Source organism: Corynebacterium sp. HMSC070E08 (assembly GCF_001808895.1).
Classification (GTDB): Bacteria; Actinomycetota; Actinomycetes; order Mycobacteriales; family Mycobacteriaceae; genus Corynebacterium; species Corynebacterium hiratae.
Genome location: NZ_KV794758.1, coordinates 1 through 725, shown reverse-complemented (window position 1 = coordinate 725; position 725 = coordinate 1). Strand labels below are relative to the sequence as shown.

General features: G+C 56.1%; 1 protein-coding gene. It reads left to right on the top strand.

From position 1 onward, the window contains the following. On the top strand, positions 1-617 hold a 617-nt coding region (locus HMPREF2526_RS06490; RefSeq protein ID WP_148139547.1), incomplete at its 5' end, for an HNH endonuclease signature motif containing protein. Positions 618-725: the final 108 nt, after the last annotated feature.

Sequence of the window (725 nt, the reverse complement as noted above, 5' to 3'; positions counted from 1 at the left end):
ACCTGCTTCAAGCCGCCAACGACGTCTTCTTCAACCAAGAAACAGCCGGCACTAAGCCTTCCGTGCGCACCCAAGTCATCGTCACCCTGAACGAGTTGGATCAAATCATCAACGGTGACGGGGACGAGATCGAACTCAACCTCACCAACGGTGGGCGCATGACAGGCGCTGAGTTTCTCACCCACAAGTTTGCCGAAATCGGCTACGCCACCATCGTCCACCCTGTCGAAGGGCCTATTAACACCTGGCGGCTAGAACGCGGAGCAAACTTCAACCAACGCCTTACCCTGCACGCCGAATTCCACACCTGTTCAAGACCTGGGTGTAATAAGCCAGCTGATTACTGCCAAATCCATCACCTCATCCCCTGGCAAGCAGGCGGCTACACCAACATTAAGAACCTGACCTTCCTGTGCGCCTACCACAACGGTATTAACGATGATGACCCTTTAAAACCCACCGGGCGCGGCTACATGTACCGGCTGAATACCGGGGTTAGTTTCATCCCACCCTGGGGAACACCGATAACCGCGATGCCCGAATACCAGGAAGCAGTCGCCAGACTCAACACCGAACAAGCAGGACAACCACCAGAGGAACCACCCGACAGCAGCTAACACCCACAGCCACCACACGCAGCAACGGCAGAAAGGAAACAGCTAACCACCAGCGACAACACTGCCACCCGCAGACCACATCAAGGCACGCGGGCATATCGGCGATCC